The 6,001-nt window shown below is 55.7% G+C and carries 7 protein-coding genes; 2 read left to right on the top strand and 5 right to left on the bottom strand.

Annotated features, from left to right (window positions below; translation table 11 throughout):
* Positions 1-1,196, top strand: a 1,196-nt coding sequence (locus IQ273_RS29210) for a sulfate/molybdate ABC transporter ATP-binding protein (RefSeq protein WP_194026621.1), incomplete at its 5' end; no start/stop codon positions are given.
* A gap of 22 nt (positions 1,197-1,218) precedes the next feature.
* On the opposite strand, the gene IQ273_RS29205 is transcribed toward IQ273_RS29210, so the two are convergent.
* The 5 genes from IQ273_RS29205 to IQ273_RS29185 form a co-directional block, all read right to left on the bottom strand.
* Positions 1,219-2,166, bottom strand: a complete 948-nt coding sequence (locus tag IQ273_RS29205; RefSeq protein WP_194026620.1) for a VOC family protein — start codon at positions 2,164-2,166, stop codon at positions 1,219-1,221.
* A 32-nt stretch (positions 2,167-2,198) separates the two neighbouring features.
* Positions 2,199-2,471 (bottom strand): hypothetical protein, encoded by a 273-nt coding sequence (locus IQ273_RS29200; RefSeq protein WP_194026619.1) that lies wholly within the window; start codon positions 2,469-2,471, stop codon positions 2,199-2,201.
* Positions 2,472-2,497: 26 nt separating this feature from the next.
* A complete protein-coding gene (locus tag IQ273_RS29195) occupies positions 2,498-3,835 on the bottom strand; it encodes a hypothetical protein (protein ID WP_228054121.1) in 1,338 nt (445 codons plus the stop codon).
* 2 nt (positions 3,836-3,837) lie between these two features.
* Positions 3,838-4,575, bottom strand: coding sequence for a glycosyltransferase family 2 protein (locus IQ273_RS29190; RefSeq protein WP_194026618.1), 738 nt, complete (start codon positions 4,573-4,575; stop codon positions 3,838-3,840).
* Between the two features lie 376 nt (positions 4,576-4,951).
* Positions 4,952-5,281, bottom strand: a complete 330-nt coding sequence (locus IQ273_RS29185) for a helix-turn-helix domain-containing protein (protein WP_228054119.1) — start codon at positions 5,279-5,281, stop codon at positions 4,952-4,954.
* A 150-nt stretch (positions 5,282-5,431) separates the two neighbouring features.
* On the opposite strand from IQ273_RS29185, the gene IQ273_RS29180 reads away from it, so the two are divergent.
* A complete protein-coding gene (locus tag IQ273_RS29180) occupies positions 5,432-5,899 on the top strand; it encodes an SDR family NAD(P)-dependent oxidoreductase (protein ID WP_194026617.1) in 468 nt (155 codons plus the stop codon).
* Positions 5,900-6,001 lie beyond the last annotated feature (102 nt).

Genomic DNA, 6,001 nt, shown 5'->3' with positions numbered 1-6,001 from the left:
AGTCTCTGGCGACCTTTCCCCTCCAGGTCACCTTTACCGCTGGGGCCGAGGCCCTGGGCATTTTGGGGGCATCGGGCTCGGGCAAATCGATGACCCTGCGCTGCATTGCGGGGGTAGAAACGCCAACCAGCGGACAAATCATTCTCAATGGGCGGGTGCTATTTGATAGTGAAAAGGGGATTAATCTGCCCAGTCACCAGCGGCGGGTGGGGCTGTTGTTTCAGACCTATGCACTGTTTCCCCACTTGACCATTGCCGAGAATATTGGCTTTGGCTTGCAGCATTTACCCAGGGTAGAGCAGTTGCAGCGGATCAGCAGCTGGCTGGAGGCCATGCAGTTATCAGGGTTGGGCGATCGCTACCCCGCTCAGCTCAGCGGCGGGCAGCAGCAGCGGGTGGCCCTGGCCCGCGCCCTGGCCCCAGAACCGGAGATACTGCTGCTAGATGAACCCCTCTCGGCCCTAGATACGTACCTGCGCAGCCAGGTCGAGCAGCAGCTAATCGCCACCCTGGCCAGCTATAGAGGGGTGACGCTGTTTGTCACCCACAACCTGGAGGAGGTGTTTCGGGTGTGCCCTCAGATTATGGTGATGGCAGCGGGGCAGGCCGTGGCGGCAGGAACTCGCCACCAGGTGTTTGAGCAGCCTGGAAGTGCGATCGCCGCTCAGATTACCGGCTGCAAAAATATCGCCAGGGCCACTCAAGCCTCAGCGACAACGGTTGACGTGCCAGCCTGGGGCTGCACCCTTGAGGTATCTAGCCCGATTCCTAAAAATCTGACCCATGTGGGTTTTCGCGCCCACCACATTGAGCTAGTGAACTGTTCTAATCAACCCAATACCTTTCCAATCCGGGTGATTGCTGCCAGCGAAACGCCCCACCGCGTCACCCTATTTTTGAGGCTTCACCTATCCTTAAATAATGACGACAGTATCCCCTTGGACCAGGGTTACCATCTGCAAGCAGAATTATTCAAGGACCAATGGAAATCTCTAGGGCAAAACTCAATGCCCCGGTACGTTTACCTGGCCCCTGAGAAGCTTTTGCTGCTAACTGATGACAGAGAACAATTAACAACACTCCAGCCAGATTTAGGGACCATGACCAGGAGTTACGGTTTCGCAAGGCGGCGATCGCGGCCGACTCCAGTCCCGTTCAACTCCCCATCGACGGGCTGGAGGAATCAGACTACCTGATTAATGAAATCGACTGTTCAGGTCAAGCCACTGCTACCAGGCGGAGGGCATGCCCGTCGGGATCTCGCACCAGGGCAGCCTGCTTAAATCCGGTAATGTCAGGCGGTACCGTGACGACTCCGGATGAGTCGAAGGAAACGGGCTCGGTTAGAGTTTGTGCGGTCAGGGCTAGGACATCTTTCGCAACCAGCGTGGTTTGCCAGTGCACTATGTCGTTGGGGCGTACATCATCAGGCATAGGGCGACCATCCTGGGGAGCGAGATACTCCAGCAGCTCTACCCCAATGCCCTGGGACGGATTGAGCCGGGTAATCTTTAGGTGCGCTCCTGGCACCCGGCTGAGATGCTCGTGTTCTTGGCCGTAGTTTTCGATGCTCTGCTCAAGCGCTAGCCCCAGAGTGTCTTGGTAAAACTCAAGGCTGGTGTCTGTGTCGGCAACGACGATGGCGGTATGGTCGATGCCCAGAAACAGATCGTCACTATCCTGACGCCACTTCGCAGCGCCTTTATCGGGTGGAAACTGAATCAATTCGAGGAAATGCCCGTCGGGGTCTTGAAAGTAAAAGGCCTGAATGCCAGCAACATCGGGGTTCCACTGAGGCAGAGTCTGCGGCTGAGTAGAAACGTTCCGCACTAAGTGCTGCTGAACCTGGTGGTGGGCCTTTTCCATATCGCTGACGACGATAGCTAAGTGCTGAAACCAGCGGTCGTTGCTGCGAGTGTCGGCAGGAATGGGCTTACCCTCCGATGAGTATTCTGTCAGCTCTAAAATTTCATCTCCCAGCTGGAACTGCACCACCCGCAGGGTAATGTCCGACAACCCGGTCAGTTGCTCAAAGGCCTTGCCAGATAGCTGCTGGTCGGAGATTTTTTGAAAGGGCAGGATTTGGGTATAGAAGTCCAGCGATCGCGCCATATCTGCCACGGTAAAGCCGACCGATTGGGTTGTGAGGTTGTCGTTCTCAGCCATGGAATAGCTCCTAGATATAAGTAATGGGCGAATTACGAGGTTGGTTTTAACCAGGTCTGGAGTTCATCCCAGGAATAGTGGGCCGGTACTTCGGTTTCATAGAACTCAATACCCAGGGCTGCCATAGCCTCCTTTTCCAAGGCTTTAGCGTCTTCGGCAGCAGCTTCGCCCAGGAGGCCACCTGCTATCGTCCTTCTATCATCCTGCTCGGCAGACTGTCGTCCTCCCAGTCGCTGAGATAGGTGGTCAGCCACCCGAATGGCGTTAGCGATGATAGTCAGGGTTGGATTGACCTGAAATCTCAAAAGCAATTACCAGGCAAAACTTTCGGCTACCTATCATCTGCTAGCAACTCAGTGCTCTCGTGGTAAACCGTCCACAGCCAGCCCACCACAAAGGGCAACCACAGCAGCAGTCGTTCGGCTAGGGTCAGCTGCCAGTCGGGGACGCGGGAGGGCAGCACAAAATAGACAAAGATCGATAAACTACCCAGCCTGACGCCCCAATTTTGGCTCGGCACCGCAAAGGGCACCAGCCAGGTGAAATACCAGCTGTGCATGATTGGGCTGAGCATGAACAGGCTAAACCAGTAGCCCATAGCAAAGTGCTGAAAAGACAATCTGCGCCACAGCAGCCCGATCACTACCAGCGCCAGCGGCAGGCCATAGATCCAGTTCGTCTGTAGGGAGGCAGGCCAGACCTGGGCCACCAGGTGGGGCAGCAGCTCGGCACTGCGGCCATAGGCCACAAAGGCCGAGCTGGTGGGGATGAGCGGGCAGAGGGTAGGCCCACAAAAGGGTAGGGCCGACAGCACCACAGGCAACAGCCCCCCCAGCCCCAAGACAATCGCCTGCCATCCTTTAAACTGTCGCCACCCCTGCACTACCAGCCAGGCCAGCAGCGGTAGCGACACCCACTTGACTGCAATGCTCACCCCCAGCAGCACCGCGCTGCCCAGCCAGGGCCAGAGGGAGGGGGGCGAAGTTTGATCAGGGGGCTCGACCAGCAGCCAGGCCGCCACTAGAGGCAAAATAAACCAGCTGTCGTAGTGGGCACCCCCGGCAAAAGCGTAGATGACAATGGGGTTCCAGGCGTAGAGGGCAGTGCGGGCGGCACCAAAGCGACGGCACAGCAGCCCACAGACCAAAAGGTCGGCCAGGGCAAAGGCCAGCTTAAACAGGTAGAGGCTGGGGGCGATCGCCGCCAGCCCGCGAAACCCCAGCTGGGTGATGGGCGGGTAGATGGCGGTCACATCGGGGAAGACAATCTGGGACCACCAATCGGTGCGAAAGGGCTCCAGGGCCGGGGCCAGGGGCGCGAAATGGTAGGGGCTAAAGCCCAGGGTTTGAATATAGCCCTCCCACAGGTAGCGCCACACATCGATGCCGGGGTGCATGGGCAGCAGCAGCAGGCGAGTCACCACCGCCACGCCCCAAAACGCAGCCAGCGGCACGACCCGCAGCCTCCATGAGAGCGCAAAGCCCGCCCCCATCACCGCCGCTGCGATCCAAAACTGGTGCAAGGTTTCTGGATAAAACACGTCACCGTGGGGAGCCATCAGCGCTGCCCCTAGCACCAGCAGCAGCCCGCTGGCCCCCAGTTGCCAGGGCGATTCTCCTCCGGAGAGGCTTTGCCAACGCATCGGAGTTAGGTTTAAAAGAGTTGCCATGCCTACCTACCTTGCCGTAGTCGTCGCCCATAAAGCCAGCCCAGGGTACCGAGAATAATTACCCCGGCCTGAAAGCTGCCGCGCAGGTTGCCAGAAATTTTAGACTTTCCCCCCTGCCGGGGTCGGTAGGCCACAGGCAGTTCTCGCCAGGTAAACCCGCACTCCACCGCCCGCACCTGCATTTCGACCGTCCAGCCAAAGCCGCGATCGCGCATCTGAATTTGATCTAGGGCGCTACGACGAATCAGCCGCAGCGGCCCCAGATCGCGATAGCGGTGGCCCCAGCCCAGCCAAATCAGCGTCGTCGCCAGCCAATTGCCAAACCGCTGGGCTGGGGTGAGGGCGGCCCGTCCAGCTCTCGTGGCGGTGCGATCGCCCAGCACCAGATCAACCCCCTGCTGGGCCAAGGCCAAAAAAGCGGGAACTGTGCCCAGGTCGTCACTGCCGTCGCCATCACAAAACAGCACCCAATCTACACTAGCGGGCATGGCCTGTAACCCACACCAGCAGGCCTGACCGTAGCCGCGCCGCCGTTCATAGCGCACCTTAGCCCCGGCTTGAGCGGCCAGATCAGGGCCGCGATCGTCGCTGCCATTATCCACCACGACCATGTGCCTTAGCCCCAAGGACTGTAAGGCCTGAATGACCGCTCCAATCGATGCCTCCTCATTGAGGATCGGGATGATGACCAGAACGGTATCAGGAGAAATTCCGGCTGCGCCCCTACTCCCGCAGCACATACCCTACCCCCCGCACCATCATCAAAACACAAGCGCCCATAGCAGTTCTCCTGAAAATCGGTAGCTAAATCGGCAGGCTAGTGGTGAATACGCATTAACAGCAGCGCCAAAACAATCTACAGGGAAAGCCTCTACTCATGGAGAGCTACTCCTGAACGTAACCACTCAGCCTGAGAACTCCCTGATAATCGCTTAAGAATTTTTGGTGCGGCGAGAAACCCGGTTTCTGCCTACGTTTATGCACCTGGAATTTGCTGCACATGCTCGCGTGATTAAGAATGCGGATACCAGGAATGCCCGATTCTGAAGCGGACACTTGTTCTGAGTCAGTTCCCGAACGTTTCGAGAATCGCACTACATTGCCGCACCCAAAGACTCAATCGTGATTAGCATTTATCTCACCCTGCAACTCTGCGATCGCATCCAAGATTGCCATGAAGCGCTGCCCAAGGCTAGTGAGCTTATATTCAACCCGTGGTGGAACCTCTGGGTAGGATTTTTTTTCTAGAATGCCAAAATCAACCATTTGACTCAGGCAATCGTTTTGTACTTTTGTTGTGAGTCCATCAATAGAGCGTGTAATTACTCCAGGCCGATCAATCCCCTGACGAATCAGACTCAAGATCTGCATTGACCACTTACAACCAACGATGTACTCAACCATGGCAGCGGCGGAAGTATTTTTTCTGGCTTGTTTTACATCCATCTGACATAAACTGGTTTTTCTAAATTTCGCTTCAATTTGTACCTAAAAGTGCCTACCTTGCTAGAAGGTACATACTTCCTAAACCCGTTAGGGTTTGCTTAATATATTGGCTGAAAGCATATTACTCTCAAACCTTACAGGAAATAAACGATGTACACAGAATTTCAGCATCGGCAAGCATTAATCATTGGCGGAAGTAGTGGCATTGGTCAGGCAGTTGCAGAAACCCTGTTAAATTATGGAGCATCTGTAACTGTGGTCGTACGCAATTTTGATAAGCTTCAGGCAGCCTTGTCTCACCTGAAGCAGTTCGGCAAAGTTCAGGGATGGCAGGCAGATATCAGCGATCGCCAAGAGACATTGCACCTTATAGAACGCATTGCGAATGAGTTGCCGAATGTTCATTACTTGGTAAATTCTGCTGGCGTTTTCCTGCCAAAAACCTTTCTTGACCATTCTGAAGCAGACTGCGATCGCTACCTCAATATCAACCATGGAACCTTCTTTGCGACCCAACAGGTTGTCCGTAATATGGCTCAGCGTGAGCAGGGCGGCTTGGTGGTGCAGAAAAGTCCTGAAAGGGTTGTTGTGAAAGGAGTCCCAAATGAGACAGGGTAGATGGGAAGGGGCATTTCATGAGAGGCTTGAATTCCCCAACTCAAGGCCAGTCTCATGGAAACACCCCTCTTGTATCGTCAACTGCAAGACCAATTGAGTCAA

The organism is Nodosilinea sp. LEGE 07298 (assembly GCF_015207265.1).
GTDB lineage: Bacteria > Cyanobacteriota > Cyanobacteriia > Phormidesmidales > Phormidesmidaceae > Nodosilinea.
Note: the sequence above shows the minus strand (reverse complement) of the source record. Positions and strands in the feature narration are given on the sequence as shown.

What these genes read in the sequence shown, in the direction of transcription:
- IQ273_RS29205 (WP_194026620.1), bottom strand. Translation starts at nt 2,166, where the DNA reads ATGGCTGAGAACGACAACCTCACAACCCAATCGGTCGGCTTTACCGTG.
- IQ273_RS29195 (WP_228054121.1), bottom strand. Translation starts at nt 3,835, where the DNA reads ATGGCAACTCTTTTAAACCTAACTCCGATGCGTTGGCAAAGCCTCTCC.
- IQ273_RS29190 (WP_194026618.1), bottom strand. Translation starts at nt 4,575, where the DNA reads ATGTGCTGCGGGAGTAGGGGCGCAGCCGGAATTTCTCCTGATACCGTT.
- IQ273_RS29185 (WP_228054119.1), bottom strand. Translation starts at nt 5,281, where the DNA reads ATGGATGTAAAACAAGCCAGAAAAAATACTTCCGCCGCTGCCATGGTT.
- IQ273_RS29180 (WP_194026617.1), top strand. Translation starts at nt 5,432, where the DNA reads ATGTACACAGAATTTCAGCATCGGCAAGCATTAATCATTGGCGGAAGT.